Genomic DNA, 22933 nt, shown 5'->3' on the forward strand with positions numbered 1-22933 from the left:
CTTGAACAACCTGAAGCTTAAAAGAAATCGAATAATCTTTTTGAGTACGCTTTACATACCCACTGTTTTCTGGTGTTTTCATTACACTAAGGTTTGAGTGTATCGCTATTGCAGGACGGGACACTTCAAAAAAAAAAAAAAAGACCCTGAAAAATTCAGAAAAAACATAAGAGAAAACCGCTAAAAAGTAAAAGAAGGCTTAATAGAATACCTAGGAGAAGATCGTGGTGAAGAAGTGTTTAAAGCTTCCGCTTTTAAGAGGTAGTAAGTTAATAAAAAAGTGTTTTAATTGATTACCGTTTTTATTTCTAACGGTTGGTGTGCCATACACATCTAAATAGATAATGTAGGTTAGTTTAGTTGCGCGTTAACTTCTGTTTTGTTAACGCGTATTTTTTTATAAAAAAAACATAACAATTTCTATTACTAGTTTAAAAAAAAGTAATCCTACACCATATTCCATCTTAATATATACAAACCAAGGTAAATACTTAAAAATGGTTGGCTTAAGCAATAAAATGATAGATTACAGCAATTATACTTATAGCCGTTAGAGTAATTTCGTCATTATTCATTTATAAAAACATAATATCATGAGACAAAAATTACTTTTAACAAAACTATTTTTATTTACCACTTTCTTTATTTCAGCACAAGCTATTATTACAACCGATAATAATGTTGAACAGTTTAAATCCCCAGAAATTCCTGGAATACAAGCTACTGCAGTAACTGGTGTTTTTAGTATAGGTGCCAATAATGCATACTATCAATTAAGAGGAGATGCAGCTATAAAAGATGATCTTTCGGGAAAATTAACATTTGATATAGCTACTGCTTCTGGCTCTATAGATGGAAAACTCTCATTTGACTTTAGGAAGCTTTATGGATCTGTTGCTGAAATTACAGTTACAGTGGATGGTTATACACCACAAACTTTTAGCTTGCCAGCTGATGGTACTAGCTCTGCTTTTACGCCTCAGTATTTTATAGATTTTACTGAGACCATAACTTTTACATCAACACCATTAAAAATTACTTTTGATATTACCGATTTAGACCAAGGAAATCAAACGGGTATAACAAATTCAAGACTCTATAACGTTGTTATTGATAAATCAACCTTATCAACAAATAACTTTATTAAAAACTCATTTAACCTTTATCCAAATCCCACAACAAATAGTTTCGAAATAAGAGGTACAAAAGAAATAAATAACGTGCAAGTATATAGCGTTAATGGGCGTTTATTAAAAACACTAACCCCTACAACTAAATATGATATTAGTGATTTAGCATCAGGTTTATATTTGATAACTATTAACACTTTGTCCGGTTCTGAAACGATGAAATTAATAAAAAAATAAAAATGACAATACCTCTTTAATTAAACAAGGTAATACTAAATTATTAAAAAAAAAAAAAAAAAAGAAAGCACATAATAATTTCACAACCTATATGCACATGATTTAAAAATTCTTGTGCATATTTTTTATATAAATAATTATGCATAAACCAATCTCACTTATCATATTTTTTTTAGCATTACTAAGTTTTTCACAAGCAACCAGCGGCCCAGCATACATAAAACAAGCTCTAACAACTAGCGGCGTTTATAACGCCCCTAGTTTTGAGTTCACCACAGCTTATGATGCCTACAACACCGTTTCTGTTAACGGTACTATTCGTGGCTTATTCTACCAAGGACTACCTTATACGCAAGCCGTAAATAGCAATAACGAAACAAAAATATTTGCTTGGTACGGGGAACCTGCGGGACTCTCTCCTGGCGACAAAGTTCCTGCTGTAATTTTAGTGCACGGCGGTGGCGGTAGAGCTTACACTGAGTGGGTAGCAGAATGGGTTAATAGAGGCTATATCGCAATTGCCATGTCTAATAGAGGTACCACCCCTGATGATTCAGCTGCTTTTCAATATGCAGGACCAAGTCAACCCGTGTTTTTTTCAGACAACGATGGCCCGTTACAAGATCAATGGTTTTATCATGCTATTGCAAATGCCATGTTATCCAACAGTTTACTTAGAAATGATGCCTTTACCACTCATGTCGATAAAAATAATATTGGAATCACCGGCATTTCTTGGGGAGGTATAATTAATACGGTTATAGCTGGCATAGATGAACGTTTAGATTTTGTAATTCCTGTTTATGGCTGCGGATTTTTGTACGACTCACCTGTTTACTCTAAGCAGTTTGCAAGTATGAGTAAATCGGCTCAAGATTTTTATCTTGAAAACTGGGAACCTTCATTATATACGCCTTTACACTCGGCACCTATGTTATTTGTAAACGGTAATAAAGATTTACAGTTTACCTTGAATATTTTCGGAAAAACCTATGAAACATCCAACAGCCCAGAGAAATTTCTACGCATACAAGACCTAATGGGTCACGGTCATGGAGCAGGAAGAAGACCTGAAGAAATTTATGATTTTGCAGATTATGTAACGGGCTTAGCCCCTAATGCTGTAAAACCATTAGAATTTACTTCAGAACAAATAGATTCTGATAAAAACATAAGCTATAGTTTTAATTTTGATGGCCCAGTTGATGAAGCACTTTTGTTTTACACTAAAGACACTTTGCAATGGGGAAAAACAGACGATAAATATTTATGGCTAACAAAAACTGCAAACCTAAATAAATCAAGCAATTCAGGATTAATTACTACAACAGTTCCCGAAGATGCCCAAGCCTACTACGTAAATGTAAATAATACCACTGATGGATTAATGTACAGCTCGGTTATTAAATACGCTATTAGAGATTATGAATGGTATAATTATGAAACAGCTGTATTTAATACACGAATTGATAATTCTTCAGGAGGTACTTTTACAGACAACACAACCAATCCCAATACCTCTGGCATAAACCCAAGTACTCATGTTGGTAAGTTTGAAAGAACATCGGGAGATGCTAAAATTGTTTTTAATTTAACAAAGAACATCACTGATGTTTCAATTTTCAAACAAAAAATTAAATTATATATAAATAACCCAGATTTAGCTTCTATTTCAAATAATAAAGTACGCCTGTATTTATCTAATTCTGAAATAGATTACAAAACAAGTAGTTTATATGAAGACATTACTCTAAATTCTGGTGCGCAATGGGTAGATTACAACTTTGATTTCACAAACAAAACTGTGCCTTCTAACATTCTATCGGAAGGTGGTTTTAATCAAGTTATTTTGGTTTTTGCTCCAGATGACACCACTTCAACAGGTATCATTTATTATTTTGATGATTTGCGAGGAACCATAAACCAACCTGAATATGTAGCACCAGAACCATATTATGATTGGTTGAATTACGGTAAAGAGAACGCCGTTGAAGAAATTAATTACGCAAGTAGTGTTGGCGGAAACTATACAAAAACATATAATGTTTCATTAGATGCCGGAGTTACAAATAGTGGATCTGCTTCAGGGTTGGCTACAAAATTCACTAAAACCACCGAGAACAGTTGGAAATTTGCCCAAATACGCTATGATTTTGAAGATGGGATCATTAACAACACCCAAAGCATCACCTTTAAACTAAAAGCTTTAATTAAACCTGAAACTATTTCAGAAATAAATATTCTTAATGAAGATAGCCGATCGGTAAGCATCTATCTACAAGACAGATTAGGGGGAACTAATTTGAATCAAAAATTTGTAAAAGCATATTTTACTCAAACAAATGCTTGGGAAACCTTAGAGTTTACCTTCACCGCATCCGATTTAAATTATTATGACAGGCTCGTAATTATGGTAGCTTCAGGTCTTACATATCCTGTTGATGAAGACGGAAAGGAGTTAACAAACGAAGACTTAACCTATTATTTTGAGTCTTTAACTGCAAACGAAAATATAAATTCAACCTTATCTACCGAGGTTTCTTTAAAGTCTCCTGAAAGACTAATGCTATACCCAAATCCCGTAAATAAAACTTTACGAATTAATAAGGTCGTAGAAGAGGCAGAAATACTAAACCAGTTAGGACAAAAAGTCCATTCTTTTAAAAACACCGATAACTTTAACGTAATCAACTTAAAAAATGGGCTATACTTTTTAAAAGTTAACCTAAAAAATAAGCCTACTCAAGTTTATCGTTTTATAAAAAAATAATCTATTTAAGTCACAGTGTATTAGAGCAAAACAATGATAGATAAGAGAAACTGTTTTATTATAAATGCATGTTAATTTACACTTTTCCCTTTAATACCAATTCTAAAGTATAGATTCAAATTAACTGATAACAAAAAAAACAACATCACATCACATACAACTGCTAAACAAATGAAAAAAATAATTCTAAACGCCTTGTTTGTAGTGCTATCTATACCCCTTGTGGCACAAAATGTATTGGAAATGAATCCTGAAAATGCCCAGGATAATGCTTTTTTTAAATTCATTCCTTCTATAGATTATAACAGTATTCTGGAGCAAAATGGTACAACAAATTTTACAACCAGCTACTCGCCTTCTGGAAGTTATTGGCTAGACCCAACAGAAGCAGACGAACAACATGTGTATCTAGCAAAACTTGAACACCAAGCATCTACACCAGAAAATTCATGGCAGTTAAGAATTGGTCAAGGCGGACAAATTTATTCTTTTAAAAGTGCCTATGGAGAAGGTATTCCTCCTCAATCTAAAGAACACTCAACATGGAATGATGAAGTTTGGCAGCCTGTTTCTGTATCAACTTTAAATAATAGAGATTTTACTTCGGCATTTTATTTTATTCATGGCGCCGGAGCCTATAATAATGATGGTATAGAGAAAACCTGGTACAGTCCATTAATGGCTTCTTACTATGATGCTTTCGATAAATCGTATGCTGTTACCAATTGGGGCGCTCAAGCACATATACCATCTTTGTATAAATCTGAAATTTTATACACAACTAAATATCGAGAAATTGGAGAAGGTGTGCTAGAAGTTACTTATTTCATTCAAAATTTTGGAGATGAACCTATGGTTCACATCAATGCACCTTGGGGAGGTGTTCGCGCTTCCAGTTTACGCGGTAAATTTGTAGGCTTACCCGACGGAAGTATTGAAATTTCGGATGGAAACACAGGAACTACTGTTGATACTAGAGATATTGATGAAACCGGTGGTTATGTGATATGGTCTGAAAACACTACTAATAGCACAGCAGCTTCGATGGGAATTGTATTTGGAAACAAACTTAAAACAGCCGAGTTGACCAATCATGGTTTACGAAATGTGTTTTTCAGACTTGGTCAAGTTGGTGGCGATACAAACCCAAGAGATTATACTTTATTTACCGTTATTGCTCAATTAGACATAAAACGCGGCGAAACGTTCTATTACAGAACCTACTATATAAATGGAACAAGAGATTTTGTTCAAGAAAAAGGGAATCTATTAGCACCATATAGCGATTATGGTTTTATTGAGCCTAATGCCGATGAAACACCAAAAACAACAATATCAGCTTCCGATTCGGACGGTGGACTCTCAAAAACAATTTACTTAAACACAAGTTTCACAAAGGATATGCTACCTATTTTTCTTATGAAAAATACAGCAACCGGAAAAACATACATTTCCCCAGACCCGTATTACAATGTAACAACTCAACCTTTGGAAAACCCTTATAATGAAGGTGATCCTGAATATGAAACCTACCAAAATAGATTTGTATATAAACTTCATGAAAGCCCAATAGAATATGTGCGACTTTTAGGATATGCGTTTGATAAGGATATGTCATCTAACCCTTCTTTCTCGCTACTTGATGATTTAATTTTAGACAATGCTAAAGTTATTCTAACAGCTCCATACCTCAACAAAATATGGGTTCAAACTACAGATTCTCCTATCACCGCAACTAATCTCGCCCTAGATGGAGTTGCAACGCAGTCCTCTACCCTACACGATGCCGAAGCCACTAGAGCCATAGATGGCAATACAAATGGAGCATTTTCTGAAGGATCCGTAACACATACAGGATCTGATCCAGAAACGTATTGGCAGGTAGAATTAGATGCTGAATATGCTATTGGGATTATCAATATTTTTGGTCGCACAGACAGTTGTTGTTTAGAGCGTCTTTCAAATTTTACTGTTTTAGTTTATGATGCCGATGGGCAATTAACCTATTCTGAAACTTTTGATGCTTATCCAGATCCTTCAGTAACCTCTAATGCAAACGGTGTTCAAGGTAAAATAATAAAAGTTCGTAATAACACAGGCTCAACATTATCCTTAGCAGAAGTACAGGTTTTTGAAGCATTAAAACTGTCGGTTACCTCACCAGAAAAGAACATAAATTTCTTTCCTAACCCCGTAAAAACCTCTTTCAAAATAAATAAAAAAAATATTCATAACATTAATATATACGACGTCTCAGGAAAATTAGTTAAAAACTTTGACACCCCACAACACGAGTATATCATCACTAATTTAAAGCCGGGAATATACTTTGCAAAAACAATAGATACCCAAGGAAAAACCGCTATTAATCGATTAATAAAGTTATAGCCAAAGGCAGCTAATATGCTTTAGTACAAATAGTTTCAATAGTTCAGAAATATACTGTACTAAACATTTATAATAAACGGTTAAAGGAATAAATGAATGAAAAAAGCAATAAAATGATAGATTACAGAAATTAGTAAAACCAAAGTTTAAATACTTTTGAAGCAACATTATTATAGACAAAGTTGAAAGTCAACTTGAACTAAAAATTAATTTAAAATGAAAAAAATGAAAAAAAGTTTATTCACATTAGTATTAGGATTATTAGTTAGTATTGCTACTATGGCACAATCTAATAACGATCGACGTGCAGAAAGAATTACACAACAAGCTTTAACAAAAATAGAAGCATCATTAACTTTAAAAGAAGAAGAGAAAAAAACTTTTGAAGCTTTGAAAAAGGAATCACTGTTTAAACATTTTGAAATTGCAGATGAGTACAAAACGAAAGATCCTGAAATGTTTAAACAAAAAATAAAAGAGAACAACGAAAAGTTTAATGAATCGATGTTTAAAGCTTTTGGTAAAGCTAGAGCTAGAGAAATAATGGCTACAATGAAAAACTAAAAAGTTAGTACTTGGTTAGAAAGTAATTTGCCAAAATCAAGAAAAATAAAAACTATCATTAAAAGTTAAAATACAGAGAAAAATAATTGATTATGGTTAACTGTTTTTGTTTGTTTTTCGTCAAAAATTAATTTATTAATTATGAAAAAAATATTACTTGCCATTCTTTTTATTTCGATGTTACTAACCAACAAATCTATCGCACAAGAATCATTGCAAGGTTCATGGGGTGTTCGATTAATTGTAAGTGGTGGTTCCAAATTGGATAATAATGCAGCTGATGATGACTGGGTTACAGGTGCACAGGAAATTGTAGATGAACTGCCATCAGCTGGTCATGTAATTACTAATTTTACACATCCTGCCCATGGTTATCATTTTACCTTAAGAACTAATGCTAATGTAGATATTGCCAACGAAATTCATCCTGATTTTGTACCTTCACTTGAAAATGAACAAATTATTTTAGATGTTATAAACGTCTTAAAAAATGGAGGAAAAAAAGTAATTCTTTACATTGCAACAGATGGTCCTTCGGCACGAGGAGGCACACCTGACAACGCTACATATGAAGCTGCTTGGGCTAACTACTATAACACCAAGTTTGGTGGAGATGAAGGAGCCGCTTGGCGAAATTTAGCTAGAGGTTTTGCAGAACGATTTAAAGGATTGGCAGATGGTTACTGGTTAGATCATACAGGAAGTTGTCCAGGAGGAATCGTAAATTTTATAGCCATGTTAAAAGATGTAGATCCTACCTTGAGTATTACCGGTAACGGTGTTGAAGAAAATGTAACAGATTATGATGACTATTTTGAATATCCTGATGGTACTATTATACAAGTTGATACAGATGGATTAAATGATACAGATCTGAGAAAATATAGAATAAAAAGCTTCAATACCTTCTCACCCTACTTAGAATTTACTTCGGGGCATCCAACACCTTTAGCACAGGGTGCACCACCTAACTCATGGGCTTACGAAGAATTTACATTTCCAGAAATAATTGCTGTATCAACTTATTTCAATCCCGATACAGACCTTGTTAAGCATGCTTGGATACCAATGAGACAAAATTGGACAAATAGCAGTTTTCCATTGTTGTTTGAAGTAGAGCAAGCCTACAGATTTGTACGTACGTTAACAGATGGTAACTGCGCCATAACCTGGGGAAATACACAAACCGATGGTAAAATTACGCCAGAGGAAATGAGTATTATGAAAGAAATAGATTCGAGATTGCAAATGTCTCCAATGCCCGATTACGTTCCTTATTCAAGACCAGAAGGTGCACTTTTAGTTGGAGAATCAGCAAATAATCGTTATCAACTTATCTTTGCTGATCAACTTCCAGACAAAGAGCTTGGTGACTCTGACATTCCAACCGGAGCTTTAGCAAGTTCTGGATTACCGGTTACCACGACTAGCTCAGATACATCTGTTGCTACAATTATAAACAATCAAATTCATATTGTAGGTATTGGAACTACAACAATAACCCACTCACAAGCTGGTAATTCTGAGTATAATGCAGCAGTAAATGTTTCTAGAACTTTAACTGTTGTAGAAGAACTTAATGCAATTACCGCTCAAGTTATAGTAACTTCAGATGAAGGAGATCAGAGATTTGCTTTAAATGAAACACTAAACCCTACGATTACTCCTGGTTTGCTAGGTGTATTTTCTACTAATACAACGTACACACAACTAAGAGGAACTAATACAGTATTAGATAATATTAGTGGCAAATTAGAATTTTATGTGCAAAGTGATTCAGGCAATAAAACAGGGCATATAGCTTTTGATTTTAGAACCATTGTCGGTACACAAGCAACTGTTACCGTTACTGTTGAAGGTTTATCTCCACAAGTTTATAATGTGGTAAACACAAATACGGACATATTGATAAATTCTGTAGGTATATATGATGAATATCGCCTTGATTTTACTAATGCTGTTAATTTTAGTAATACCCCTATTAAAGTTTCCATAGAAGTTAACGATTTAGACCAAGGCAGTGCAACAACTGTTACGGCAGCTAGGTTTTATAATTTTTATTATACAAACCAACAGGGATTATCAACCAACACCCATATTAAAAAAAACAAAACCTTTAAGGTGAGCCCTAATCCTGTTCAACATGGTTTTTCTCTTGTAGGAGATTTTAATGAAGATATTGAGCAAATAGAAATTTTTAATATGGCAGGAGTCTTAGTAAAAACATTAAAAGGCCAAACAACTAATTATAATATAAGCGACTTGTCCCCTGGCCTGTATTTAGCTAAAGCTAAAACTGTAAATCAAATAACAGTAGTGAAATTAATAAAGGAATAACTTTTAAAACTCATCTTGATTTTTTTTCTTTAACTGAAAATGTAATAATACTTATATAAAAAAGACGCTTTTTAAAAATCATAGCATCGCTAAGGTTAATAAAAAAAATGAATTATAGGTTGATTCTATACATTTTTTAGATCAAGAAAATATCAAGATGAGTTTAATGTTGGAAAAAGAGCTTATATTGACTTTTTTATTTATTAGCTTGATGTATACCTTCACCCACAACTTGTATAGGTCCTCCTGCAATAATTTATTAATGGATTCTCTTTTTACGATTTATTTATTTCTTCTCGCATGGCATTGCAAGCTACTTCTACTTTGTCAACCGCACAAATCAATAGGGAGTTTTCAAAGGAAAAAGAGAGCTCTAAAATGATATTTTTTAGGGCTCCCTTTATTTTTTAATTTAAAAATTCTTAACGAACCTCTATTTATTTTAGATTCGCAAATTCCGCTTGAGGCCAAGCATGGCTTATAGGATCATTTTGTTGGATTTTACCAGGTGTGCTTCTCCCATCTTTTATTATTTGAGTTAACAATTCTTTTAACTCCTTAACTTTATCAGGGTATTGTTTTGCTACATTGTTACTTTCTTTTACATCTGTTTTTAAATTGTATAAGATATATTCTGGAAGCGGTTTTGTAAGTTTATTTTGATTTCCTCCAGGTGCAATTCCTGAGTTTGGAGAAACAATTAGTTTCCAATCTCCTTTTCTAATAGCAAAAATTCCATATTTATCATGATGAATGGTAGCTTTTCGATTATAGGTTCCTTTTTGTGTTAATAAAGGCATCATACTATAACTGTCTTCAGCTTCGTTATCTTTTAATTGATAGTTTAATAAATCTGCAATAGTAGCCATAAAATCGGAAGTACAAATAGTTGTATCACAAACTGAATTAGGCTGTATTTTCCCCGGCAATTTTACTAAAAAAGGAACTCTGTGTCCTCCCTCCAAATAACTCCCTTTAGAGCCACTATAAATATAACTAGGATTATGATTTTTCTTTTTTAATATACCAATATTGGCTGTTGATGCTGCACATCCATTATCACTAGTAAAAATTATCATAGTGTTTTCCTCTATTCCTTGACTCTTAAGGGTTTTAAAAATATCTCCCATCAAATCATCTACCATCATCACAAAATCTGCATATTCGTTGATACCGCTTTTCCCTTTCCATGGATCAATTGGTAATACTGGACTATGTGGGGCTGGTAATGGCAAATAAAGAAAAAATGGTTTTTCATCATTTGCCTTTTCTTTAATATAAGAAACTGCTTTGTTTACAAAAGTGGGTAGTACTTGGTCGTGTTTAAAATCATCCGCTATATCTCCTTTCATCCAAGCAGTAAAAGGAAACTCTTTTCTGCTTCTTTCTGTTATTTTTGTGGGGATTTGGGTGGCTTTGTCATTCTCTAAATATACATAAGGAGGCATGTTTAAAGAAGTGGAAATAGCGTAGGAATAATCAAATCCTAAATCTAAAATTCCGAATTTTAAAGGTTTACTATAGTCTATCTGATTGAAGTCCAATCTATCTCTCCTCCTATCTGTTATATGTTCAAATTCTGGACTATTATTTTTCATAGACCAATTTAATCCAAGATGCCATTTACCAATATTTGCCGTTTGATAACCGTTTTCTTGCAACAATTTAGCTACAGTTAATCGGTCTTTTCTAATTAATGTAGGGGCATTTCCCAAAACGATAAACTCTTTTAAAGGGGTTCTCCAGTTATATCTACCTGTTAAGATACTATAACGTGAAGGAGTACAAATAGAAGAAGTAGTATGTGCATCTGTAAATCTCATACCTTCAGTTCCCATTTTATCCAAATGTGGCGTAGGAATTTTACCGTTTTCATTATAAATTGTTAAATCACCAATACCTAAATCATCTGCTAAAATGTAAATGATATTAGGTTTTTTATCTTGAGAATACACATTACTTTGCATAAAAATGCATTGTAATATGATGATCATCATCAGCAAATTATTTTTTAACATAATTAATTTTGATTTATTGTTATATACTTTATTACTTACTGTGCTCCAAAAGAGATAATGGCATCTGCCAATCCTTTAGCAATTATACGAGCTTCTTTTGTAGAAAATTCTTGTGTGTTACCAGAGAAATATCCAGCAGGTAAACTACTAACATCTTTATATACAAAAGGAATAACATATACGTCTTTCTTTTCAAAGTACTTTTCTGCAATGGCGTTAAGTCTTTTTGCAACAAGCGCTTTCTTTTTATTTTTACCAAATTCTGATGGAATAGGAGTCCAATAAATTTTATTCGATTTCTTGTTTAAAACTTTCCAAACATCCTCTAAGTATTGTAAAAACTCCTGATCCGTAATATTTGAATCCAAATTATTTTCTCCTATAGAAAACACAACTCTGTCAATTTTATTTTTACCAATGCTCTCAGAAATAGTTTTAACAGCATTCTTACTTTTATCTAAATTAATAGGACTTAAAGTTTTTACAACCCCTTCAAGCGTTTGCATGGTAGCGTAATTTAAACTAAGCGTTACTGGGTCTCCTACAAATACTAATGTTGGCAACTCTAAATCTGATGCATCTGGTGCTATTTTTGTACCCTCAAGATAATCTGGCATAACCTTAGGGATTCCATAATATTCTCTTTTTACAGGTGCTATTTGTTTGTCATACACCTTGAAACGCTCAATTTGCGCTTTCTGTAAAGACAAATCATATACCTTATCAGTAGAGATTGGTAAAGCTCCGTTAAAAGAAACACCTAAATTTGTCATTAATGTTTGTAAAATACGATGTGATTTTTCTCCACCAGCTTTTAAATCTAATTGAGATACTAATACACGACCACCTTTTGCTTTTAACTCCATTACTACAGGGTCTCTATTTACAAACCAACTGTTTTGACGTAAATCACGAACTCCATTAAGTTGTTCACCATATAAATGGTTGGTAGGTTCAGATCCAATATGCCAGTTACTTATTAAAATCTGATGATCTTCAACCGCATAAACTGGGTTCATATCTTTTATTTCAATACCGTATTTAAACATTTCTTTTGAGTTCCAATCTAAATCAATATTAGCAATACCAGATAGAAGCGGGTTTAAATTTGGCTCAAATGGATAAGGAACCAATACACCTTCATAATAATCAACATATTCTTTTGGTGTTCCAATTCTTTGCCAAGAAACAGGAGCTTTAATACATTTAAAACGTTGTTCAAAATAAGGCTCCGTTAATTGTAAAGATCTACCTGTAATTTCACGGATTAACTCAATTGACTCTGGGCTTACTTGTGAAAACAAAATAGTTCCACCAGATTCAAGATGTTTACTTAGGTCTTTTTTGTTTTTTGATAATTCTATAGCATCATTTGCTTCTACAACAATGATGTCTGTTTTTGAGGTTATAGATAAATTAGATACTTCATCAATATCCATTTTTTTCAACCAATTACTCAAAAATCCATTACCTATTAGATGAACCTTTCCTAAGTCTTTACTTGGCTTATAGGCATCTAAATAATTTAACATTCTATTTAAAAGAAATCCTGCCATAGGTTCCTTATTATTTTGAATATTTAAAGCACTTTCTAAAAGAACACCTTTTCCAATAAAAGTTTCTTGAAGTGCGGCTTTTGATCCATCTTTATTTCCGAATAAGATTCTTCTTGTATTTAAAGATTCTGGGAAAGATATAGATTGTAATGAACTACCACCTCTCCAAAAAGAAAAGTCTTCTTGTCCTAAGTTTTCTAATAAGACATGTTTATTACTACCTGGCTGTACATAAGCACTAGGTAATGCACCACCTCTAATATCTAAAGATTTTATTTGTACTCTACTTTTAGGGTTGGTTTCTGTAAATAAAACACCAACAGCAACTATTCCTGTTAAGTTTACTTTTACATCACCGTTGTTCTCTACAATTTTTCCGTTTTCAAATTTTACTGGTTTCCAGGAAAAGGTTGAACAATCTAGTTTAAGTAAATCATTAAAAGCAAACGGGTCTTTTCTTTCCATAGTTAAGGTTCCGTTATCTCCATCACTAACAAACCATCCTCCCGAAGTATCAGAAACTAAGATTTTAAACTTTTTCTCATAAAATGATGCTCCTCCATTGTTAGTCCATTGAGTTTCATACCCATCTTTTCCTGGGTTTTCCCACAAACCATAATCTAATTGGATTTTTGAAGTCTGCGAAAAATCTATCATTCCAGGAAAATCAAAAGTCAACCATGTTCCAGGAGCTGGATTCTCAATTGTAAAACTCTTACCATTCATAATTGATTTCACATTTTCTTGTGCACCAAAATTCATTGTTTGAAGTTTTGCAAGTTTTAAATTTTCCACGCTACCTTTAAAATTTTCCGATTTACCCCTAATAGTGATCACGGCCTGACCTATCTTATTCTGTGAATTTAACTTTTCTTGGGTAGATTGAATTAATACACGTGTACCTTTTGCGACATATTTGTCCCAAGAAGCATCATAAGATTCTGCAACAATAATATTTGCTTTTGAAACAGGTACACCAGAACCACCAAGTATTTCTTGCAGTGTTTTACCAATGACGGCAACTTTTTTTGATATTAAATCGATTGATTTAATATTAGGGAATATTTTAGCTTCAGTAATTTTTCTATATCCTATGTTACCTTTATTTGAAAATTGTCTTACCAATCTTACTTCTGTAACATCATCTACTTTAGGAAGTGTCCACTGAGAATGAAACTCTTTTTTATATTCACCCGCTATTAATGAAATATCTTTAGAAGAAGACGTTAACACTTTACCTTCTGGTGTTTCTACTCTAAATTCTACTTTGTCTGCAGGACGATGGTCTTCAAAAAATAGTCGACCATCGAATATAATCGTTTCTTCAGAGAAATAAGTTCTATATTTTGGATCGTCTGGAAAACGTACACGAGCTAAAAAGTCATTAAAACAATAAAAAGCAGGGTTTGCTATATATGTAGGTAATGTTGGATCCCAAATATTTATAGGGGTTGCACCTGGGTTTATAAACAAAGGTTGAAGACCCGATACCCCTTCTTTTTTTGCATATTTAGGATAATATCTTTGAAAATTATTAATCGGTTGAAAGCGAAAAAAGTTATAACTCAATTCCCAAGGAAAGTAAGCATTTACCCTGTAGAATTCGCCATTCACCATTTTTCCGTCTGCAAAAACCTGGATGTCATTTCGCATCATTTCCCAACCATCTCTCCAGATACCTGTCGCAACGTCTTGAGCGCTTATTTCAGCACCTGCTGGTCCCGTTTTTAAAGGTCTATCATGTTGCCACACACTACCAATTTCGTCCCAAATCATTACTTTTTCAGGACCAAATTCTTCCCAATCAGTCCAAATTTTTTCTGCAGCATAATGATGTGAAATCACATCTCCATGCCTACTCCATTGGGAAAAATCACTGTTAAATGCAGGTCTCGTTGGATCTAATTTTCGACTTAACTCAATTAAATAAACCGGTTCTTCAAAATTTCTCCAATGCAATTCGTTGGCGACACTCCACATCATTATGGAAGGACGATTTCTTAACCACATAATTAAACCTTCCATGTGTGACATAGCTTTCTCTTTAGAGGGTAATCTAAAATGGTGAGCAGCTTCAGAAATTAACAAAAATCCCATTTCATCTGCAGCATCATAAATTTCTAAATGACGAGGCATGTTATGAAGTCTCATAGCTTCTACACCTTGATCCTTTAGCTGGGTAAGCCATGCTCGAGTATATTCTTTTCCGCCTTGAAGATCTCCAAATGAATGACCGCCATGCCCTCTTAAAAACACCTCGTTTCCATTTAAGTATAAATGATGCTTTTGCCAAGTAATTTCACGGAAACCAAATCTTAATCGATGACTATCTATAAGTATTCCGTCATTATTTAACACCTCTGTAGTTATAAAATGTAAATAAGGATCGTCTATCGACCAAAGGTGTGCATTATTCCATATTTCTGAAGTTTTAACTTTTTTCATTTCAGAAGGTGAAAGCGAAATCTTCTCTTTATAATCCCATGTTTTTACAATGTCTCCTTCAGAATTCTCAACTTTAAAACGCAACTTAATGTCTTGTTTCTTTTTGCTGTTGTTCAATAAAGGAACCTCATAAGTTAATGTGTTTTTTAAAACAGAAGTTTGTATATAGACTTGAGAACTTACTACTCGAGTCTTTGGAACAAACTTTAACGTTACATCACGATAAATACCTCTTCTGAAAGTATTGTAATCTTCAAACAATCCGCTAGTATTATTATTATCAACGAAAACTAACAATTCGTTTTCATTACCATAGTTAACATAATTAGTGATGTCAAATTCAAATGGGATATAAGAATCTTCCCACTTACCTACCTCTTTTCCATTTATTTCAATTCGACCAGTATGTCTAACGCCTTCAAAACGTAAAAGAACTTGTTGTCCCTTGGTATCTTTAGGAATTGAAATGGAACGCTTATAAACAGCTTCTTTATTTTTCCAATTTTTTGGATACCCCCATACATCCCAATGCTCTTTACCCCATAATAGATTCTGACCAGCAAATGATGAAGGGACTTGAATATCTACAAAGTTTTTACTACTCCCTACTTTTATTTCCCACAGTCCGTTTAGATTAATTTCTTTACGTAATGGATTATTATCTTTCTTTAGAATAGAGTTTGCATGTATGCTAAAAACTGAAATAAGATATAATGCAAGCAACAAAAATATTTTTTTCATTTCACTAATTATATTTAACTTAGTTTACAAACTTAGCAGATTATAACACCGTTTATGTTGCTGTAAACAAGCAATTTTTTGCTTTAATTGAGCGACAAGTAGCATGTTAAAAAATTAAAGAATTTAAAATAAGCTAATTACATTTTTAGTTAGTAAAATGCAGTGATTATAACTTTTATTAAGGGTATCGTTTGTTATTAATTTGAAATAATTTCAATTTACAATCTACCATATTGTTTTTAACAAAGTGCTTCTACGAGAGTTCCACATCTGTTTCCATAATATTGAAGAAGTTCTTTGTAATCAGGATTATTGGCAAGTTATCTTGTTCTTTTGGGGCTTTTAGTAGTTTAAACAATTCTACATAAAAACGCTATATCAGCATATTTTAGATTGCTCTGACAAGATTTTTCGATCATTTTCTTTACTAAAAGAGCGAATGTATTTGTATTGTTTAGACCTAACTACTTCTTGAGGCGGATAGCCCTAATCTGTAAATAAATTTTATAAGAATATTTCATTTCCCCATTTTAGATTCTTTTTTTAATTAATGGCTGCACTTACTCCTTGATATGTTGAAGATATAACTGGAAACACATACGGCTCCCATATTGTAACTATGGGTAAAAGTAACCCCTTGATTAGCTAACCTATCTAGATTTGGTGTTTTTAAATGATCTAGACCTATAATACCCGTGGTTTCAAAACTTTGGTCGTCTGAAAAAATAAATAATATGTTAGGCCTTTTAGATTGTGCACTACTTGTAAAAACAAGAAGTAAAAAGCAAGCACTTAAAATGTGTTTAAATGTAATGGTCATATCTGTATTGATTTAATGAAAAGCAAATTCAGCTTGTGGCCAAGGTGAAGAAATAGGGTCGTTATTTTGAATGGCTCCTGGAGTACTTCTGCCCTCTTTAATTTGCTGTATAAGTAAATCTTTTAACGCCCTAACCTTATCAGGATGTTTGGCTGCAATATTGTGATGTTCTTTAACATCGGTTTTTAAATTGTATAAGATATATTCAGGTAGTGTTTTTTTTTGTTTGGCTGGTTTTCCTGCGGCATCAACTCCTGAGTTCGGAGACACGATTAATTTCCAATCGCCTTTTCTAATGGCAAATACCCCGAGTTTATCATGATGTATGGTTGCTTCTCTTTTGTAAGCTCCGTTTTGGGTTAACAGAGGTAGCATACTATAGCTATCTTCACCTTCGTTGTCTTTTAATTTATAATCGATCAGATCGGCAATGGTAGCCATAAAATCTGTAGTACACACTGTGGCATTGCATACCGTATTTGGTTTAATTTTTTCAGGCCATTTAACTAGAAATGGTACGCGATGTCCTCCTTCTAAATAACTGCCTTTTAATCCACTATAAATATAACTGGGGTTGTGGCCTTTTTTCTTTAATAATGGAATGTTTGCTGTGCTTGAGCATCCATTATCACTTGTAAAAACAACCAAAGTGTTTTCTTCTATACCCTGTTCTTTCAGTGTTTTAAAGATATCACCCATTAATTCGTCTACCATCATTACAAAATCGGCATACTCATTAACACCACTTTTTCCTTTCCAAGGCGCAATTGGCAATACGGGACTATGCGGTGAAGGCAATGGTAAGTATATAAAAAACGGCTTTTCTTTGTTTGCATTTTCTTCAATATAAGAAATCGTTTTATCTACAAATGTTGGAAGCACTTGTTCGTGTACAAAATCATCAGAAACATCTCCTTTTATCCAACTAGAAAAAGGATATTCGCTTCTTTTTCTTTCCGTTTTTTGGGTTGGAATCATGGTAGCTTTATCATTCTCTAAATACACAAAAGGTGGCATATTTAAAGAAGCAGGAATCATATAAGTATAATCGAATCCTAAATTTAAAACGCCTGATTTTAAAGGTTCACTAAAATCAATTTGATTTATGTCGACTTTATCTGTTCTATCTGAAAAATAAGGATAATCTGGACTGTTATTTTTCATGGTCCAATTCAAGCCAAGATGCCATTTACCAATACTTGCTGTTTGGTAGCCATGATCTTGAAGTAACTTAGCTACTGTTAATCTGTCTTCCTTTATAAGTATGGGTGAATTTCCCCAGGTTACAAATTCTTTTAAAGGGGTACGCCAATTATAACGCCCAGTTAAAATACCGTATCTGGTAGGTGTACAAACGGCAGATGAGGTATGAGCATCGGTGAATTTCATGCCTTCGGCACCCATTTTATCTAAATGCGGTGTAGGGATTTTACCGTTTTCATTATAGATTGTTAAGTCGCCAATACCTAAATCATCTGCTAAAATATAGATGATATTTGGTTTTGGAGATTGTGCAATGGCATTGTTTTTTATGTTTATCAGGTTAAACATTAAGACAATTACGCAGATTGCACTCTTTGTAAATACACCCATAATTTTTTTTTAAAATATTAATTGTATTAAAAATTAGAAACAAAATATGCAATGGTTGATTGCTCTATTTCTCCTCGTGTAGGATTGATATCGGCGCCTACTTTTCTCCAATTATGCCCCGCGTTTTTAACAATAATAATACTTACAGGAGCACCAATTTTTTCAGCCTTTTCTTCCATGTAATAGGCGTGTTTTACAGGAATTGTTGTATCACTATCGCCTTGTATCATCAATAAGGGCGGGCTCGTTTTGGTTAAATAATTAATCGGACTCATTTCTCTGTATAAAGCCAATTTATCTTTTTCTTTGGTATCTGGCATTAAAATTCTTGGTCCGAATCGGTCTCTAAAGTCTGGTCTATCATCGTGATTAAATAAACTAGATTTTTCAAAATCACAAGGCCCATACCAAGATACTCCTGCAACCATTTTGTAATCGTAGTTTTTTAGTGATCCATCACCTTCTAAACTTTCAGGCGAACTTAACAACAACATTTGAGCAATTTGCCCTCCTGCCGAATCGCCAAAAGCATAAAAGCGGTTCTTATCGATGCTTAATTCCTGATTGTTTTTAGACAAATATCGTAGGGCGTCTTTACAATCAATTACACAATCGCGCATTGAAGTGGTACCATCTTTTTCCCAAAGACGGTAACTAACAGACACCACGCAAAACCCTTTATCTAAAAGCGCAGTATGTACCGTTTTAAAAGATGCATTAGAAGCACCATGTCTGCTTCCTGCTGCCCAACCACCACCATGCGTATAAATAACTACTGGTAATTTATCGCCTTCCTTTGCGTTTTTAGGATAATAAATATCTAAGTATAAGTCCTTTTCTTTTGTGACTTTATACAGCACATTTAATTTTCTTTTTCCGTCTGTTTCTAGGTTAGGGATTTGTATTTTATTTGAATACTCTTCAAAACTAACCTGATTGTCTTGATTGCTATCAAACCGTTTTATTTTTTTCCAGCTGAGTTCGTTTTCTTTTTCGGTAAATACACCATCATTATTGGTATCTAATTTTGCCCAAGACTCTTGTATATAAATTTTACGGTATGCCCCGTTTGATTGGTCGTCGGATTGTGCATTAGTTTTAAAAAATGGCGCCATAAAAATCATGGCTGCTATTAGTATATTCAATCTAGTTTGATTTGGTTTCATTGTTACGCTTATTAATACTGTTTATTTAAATAAATGGAAAACCTATGAGCTAATTATTAAAATGTAAACTTCACCATATCTGGCAATGAAGTGGTTATTTCTACAGGAACAACAACCGTAATTGTTTTTGATTTTTTATCATAACCAAAATCTATTTTTTGTTTTGTTCTTAATAAAACCACCGATTTTGGTTGCTCTACATTATGTATTTCTATTCGATTTTGTGCATCGGGCATTACATAATAATTATTTCCTTTTACTGTTGTAAAATTATTGGTTTTATCTAAAGTTGGCAGTGGCGCAGTTAATTGCACATCATAAATAGCCTCACGTGAATGTTGCATCCAAGTCTCCATTTCGGCACAAACTTCATAAAACCAATCCATCATTTCACCATTTCCTTTAGGGGGTACGTTAACTAATAAATTACCACCAAGCGCTCTACATCGCACGAGTTCTGTAAGAAATTTATTGGTATCCCAATGGTTTGTTTCGCATTCTATACCATAATGCCAATTTGGAGTAAACGTGTTTTCAGATTTTACACACAATTCCCACCACCAATTCGCTTCGTTTACTACTTTTAGACTTTCGCTTGTGCCATGTCCCAATCCTTCTGGTGTAGCAATATTCCCTCTAGCAACTAATATGTTTGGTTGCATTTTTTTTAATTCACTGCCTTCTACAGCAACACTTCCATCCCACCACATCACATCAATAGGACCATAATTACTCATTAATTCTTTGACTTGATTTATCGACTCCTCACGCTCATTTTTTATCATTTCTTGAGTCAATTTGGGTATGTTATCTACCTTTTCATGCTTATAATTAATCGTATATTTTTCACTTTTTGGATGTTCAAACTCTTTGTTTTCATAGGCATAATGCCAATTTGGACCCGAATAATAAAAACCTACTTTTATATTGTTTGCTCTACAGGCTTCTACATAATCTTTTACTAAATCTCGTCCGTTCATTTTATCGCCTGTATCCCAATCTCCATATTTACTTGGCCATAACGCATAGCCGTCATGGTGCCTTGTGGTTAATACCGCATAACCAAAACCTGCTTTTGATGCCGCTTTCATCCATTTGTTTGGATTAAACTTTTCAGGATTCCACATATCGGCAATAGCAAACATTTTAGTGGCAGGTTCCATATAGCGACCTGCCTTTTCTTTAGTTTCACTCCATTGAATCGCCCAAGCATCCCCTGTATCGGGATTGGCACTTGGTAAGCCCCAATGTAAAAAAATCCCTAAGCCAGATTTTCTAAACCATGCCCATTCTGGGTGTTCCTCATCAATTATAACTCTTTTAGCTGTTAATTTATGATGTAAGTTTTTTTTAGCCCATGCTCGAAGTTCCTCGGGAGTTTTACCTTCCCAAGGCTTAACTTCTGAAAATCTAGTTTTATGTGTATTAACAGCAAAAGGATCTTCGGCTAATTTATCTGCTTGTCCCATTACTTTAAAAAAGGAGCACATAACAAGCAGTAAGCCTAAAATTATATTCTGTTTTATTACTTTTAACATTAGTCTAATTAAATTATTGAATGAAATTCAAGTTGGTTAATTACCAAAAGTATAAGAATTTAGCCTACTCTTTTTTCTCTATTCAACCATTTAATTACTAGTTTTGATACCCTAAAAAGTAAACTAGCTCGTTAATTTTTACTAAAGCAGGCATCATTATTACATCTCAATTTTCCCTATTTTTCTATTTTCACTTCCTTCAGCAATCCCAACATTTAAATCACCAAGTTCTTTTCTGTATTTTTCCACAACTTCCATGAGTTCCTGCACTTTTTCTGGGTACGATTCAATAACATTAAATCGCTCACCAGGGTCTCTCATCATATTATACAGTTCTGGTTTTTCCACAGTTATATTCAACTTTATTCCACGATGCCCGTCATTACCTGGTTGTGTGTTATATGAACCATATGTATGTGGTAAAACCAATTTCCAATTCCCTTTTCGTACACCATTTAGATTATTCTTTCCAAAATAATAAAGAATGGTTTCACGCGGGTTGGATTCAAAATCACCTTTCCAAAGTAATGTGATATCAACACCATCAATCTTATTGTCAGATAATTTGCCATTAGTGATTGAAGCAAAAGTGGGTAATAGATCAACCGCACAAGCTAATTTATTACAAACTGTTCCTTTGGGTGTATTTCCTGGCCAACGGATGATAAACGGCACACGTTGTCCGCCCTCCCAACTAGTAAATTTCCCAGACCTTAACCCTCCTGATGAACCAGCATGATTACCATAACTTAGCCAAGGACCATTATCGGTTGTAAAAATAAAAATGGTATTATCTACTAGATTATTTTGTTTTAAGGCTTCATTTATTTCACCTACAGACCAGTCTATTTCCATCATAACATCACCATATAGACCTAGTTCACTTTTGCCTCTAAACTTTTTAGATACACCAAGAGGTACATGTCCCATGGTATGCGGAACGTATAAAAAGAAAGGCGTGTCTTTGTTTCTGTTAATAAAATCTACTGCTTTTTCGGTATAAAGTGTAGTTAGTTTATCCTGATCTTTTAAAGATGAAATTGTTTCAGAAATTTCATTTCCAACTATTAAAGGCAGCTCTGGATAATTTCCACGACCTTTACCTTTTGGCAACTTTTCACCTGTAACATTATCATATGGCCACATATCATTAGAATAAGGTAAACCTACAAACTCATCAAAACCATGTTGCAATGGCAGGAACTCTTTTTGCCATCCTAAATGCCACTTCCCGTAGCAGGCAGTAGCATAACCTTGGGCTTTAAACATTTCGGCAATGGTTAATTCTGATGCATTCATTCCAATGGTGTCTTTTGGAAATAAAGCACCCGAAAACCCAATTCTATTAGGGTAGCAACCTGTTAAAATACCCGCGCGTGACGCACTACATACAGGTTGGGCGGCATAATAATTTGTAAACCGCATACCTTGGCTTGCAATATAATCTATATTGGGCGTTTGAAAACCTGTTGCGCCATAACAGCCAATATCACCATAGCCTTCATCGTCTATAAATATAACCACAACATTAGGCTTTTTTGTGTTTTGCTTTTGTTTGTGCTGACTATAACCATTAAAAAAAACGGTAGTTAAAAAAATTAAAAGGGTATACTTTTTCATAATTATTTCT

Annotated in this window: 12 protein-coding genes; 5 read left to right on the forward strand and 7 right to left on the reverse strand. The window is 33.6% G+C overall.

Annotation, left to right across the window (positions count from 1 at the left end):
• The first annotated feature begins 593 nt into the window (after positions 1-593).
• From J8H85_RS16355 to J8H85_RS16375, 5 genes are all read left to right on the forward strand, one after another.
• Positions 594-1367: a T9SS type A sorting domain-containing protein gene (locus J8H85_RS16355; protein ID WP_209656408.1), complete on the forward strand. Its 774-nt coding sequence runs from the start codon at positions 594-596 to the stop codon at positions 1365-1367.
• A 139-nt stretch (positions 1368-1506) separates the two neighbouring features.
• Complete coding sequence (locus tag J8H85_RS16360) at positions 1507-4137, forward strand: T9SS type A sorting domain-containing protein (protein ID WP_209656410.1); 2631 nt, start codon at positions 1507-1509, stop codon at positions 4135-4137.
• Between the two features lie 171 nt (positions 4138-4308).
• Complete coding sequence (locus tag J8H85_RS16365; RefSeq protein WP_209656412.1) at positions 4309-6525, forward strand: galactose-binding domain-containing protein; 2217 nt, start codon at positions 4309-4311, stop codon at positions 6523-6525.
• 216 nt (positions 6526-6741) lie between these two features.
• Positions 6742-7089 (forward strand): hypothetical protein, encoded by a 348-nt coding sequence (locus J8H85_RS16370; RefSeq protein ID WP_209656414.1) that lies wholly within the window; start codon positions 6742-6744, stop codon positions 7087-7089.
• A gap of 141 nt (positions 7090-7230) precedes the next feature.
• Positions 7231-9426 (forward strand): T9SS type A sorting domain-containing protein, encoded by a 2196-nt coding sequence (locus tag J8H85_RS16375; RefSeq protein WP_209656416.1) that lies wholly within the window; start codon positions 7231-7233, stop codon positions 9424-9426.
• Between the two features lie 437 nt (positions 9427-9863).
• Here the strand turns inward: J8H85_RS16375 and J8H85_RS16380 are convergent, their stop codons facing one another.
• The 7 genes from J8H85_RS16380 to J8H85_RS16410 all read right to left on the reverse strand — a co-directional run bounded on the left by J8H85_RS16380 (position 9864) and on the right by J8H85_RS16410 (position 22923).
• Entirely contained in the window at positions 9864-11423 is a 1560-nt protein-coding gene (locus J8H85_RS16380; RefSeq protein ID WP_209656418.1) for a sulfatase family protein, read from the reverse strand.
• Between the two features lie 56 nt (positions 11424-11479).
• Positions 11480-16186, reverse strand: a complete 4707-nt coding sequence (locus tag J8H85_RS16385; protein WP_209656420.1) for a glycoside hydrolase family 2 protein — start codon at positions 16184-16186, stop codon at positions 11480-11482.
• A gap of 547 nt (positions 16187-16733) precedes the next feature.
• Entirely contained in the window at positions 16734-17006 is a 273-nt protein-coding gene (locus J8H85_RS16390) for a sulfatase-like hydrolase/transferase (RefSeq protein ID WP_209656422.1), read from the reverse strand.
• Between the two features lie 12 nt (positions 17007-17018).
• Positions 17019-18557 (reverse strand): sulfatase family protein, encoded by a 1539-nt coding sequence (locus J8H85_RS16395; protein ID WP_209656425.1) that lies wholly within the window; start codon positions 18555-18557, stop codon positions 17019-17021.
• Positions 18558-18625: 68 nt separating this feature from the next.
• Positions 18626-19765: an alpha/beta hydrolase fold domain-containing protein gene (locus tag J8H85_RS16400; RefSeq protein WP_209656427.1), complete on the reverse strand. Its 1140-nt coding sequence runs from the start codon at positions 19763-19765 to the stop codon at positions 18626-18628.
• A 56-nt stretch (positions 19766-19821) separates the two neighbouring features.
• Positions 19822-21303, reverse strand: coding sequence for an alpha-L-fucosidase (locus J8H85_RS16405; protein ID WP_209656429.1), 1482 nt, complete (start codon positions 21301-21303; stop codon positions 19822-19824).
• Positions 21304-21462: 159 nt separating this feature from the next.
• The gene (locus J8H85_RS16410; protein WP_209656431.1) at positions 21463-22923 is read right to left on the reverse strand and encodes a sulfatase family protein; all 1461 of its coding nucleotides are present in this window, start codon (positions 22921-22923) and stop codon (positions 21463-21465) included.
• Positions 22924-22933: the final 10 nt, after the last annotated feature.

The organism is Mariniflexile gromovii, assembly GCF_017814435.1.
GTDB lineage: Bacteria > Bacteroidota > Bacteroidia > Flavobacteriales > Flavobacteriaceae > Mariniflexile > Mariniflexile gromovii.